Raw genomic sequence first — 324 nt, forward strand, 5'->3', positions numbered from 1 at the left:
AAAATAGTCCTTACGTTTGTCCTTAATCTCTTTTGATTTGTTATATATGCGTAGCTGGCATCGCGAGCGGTCACCAAAATATACCGTACCGAATCCATCCGTATGAGGATCGAGCCTAACAAAATCCGGCTGATTATCCCTCTTGAAATTCATAGGCCAACTAAACACCTTAAAATCACTAAACCGCCAATCCCACTGGTCACTATGTACGCAAAGGTCTATCCGATTGGGTTTAGTCGCTTCGCACTCAAAACCCAACTCCGCAAGTACGTATAAACTCTCTTGATAAGCATCATGCATGCCCATTTCCCATAGCTTAAACTG

The 324-nt window shown here is 42.9% G+C and carries 1 pseudogene; it reads right to left on the reverse strand.

Annotated features, from left to right (window positions below):
- Positions 1-300, reverse strand: a pseudogene (locus PPOP_RS24235) (replication initiation protein); the annotation flags it as partial.
- Positions 301-324: the final 24 nt, after the last annotated feature.

Source organism: Paenibacillus popilliae ATCC 14706 (genome assembly GCF_000315235.1).
In the GTDB taxonomy this organism is placed as follows: domain Bacteria; phylum Bacillota; class Bacilli; order Paenibacillales; family Paenibacillaceae; genus Paenibacillus_B; species Paenibacillus_B popilliae.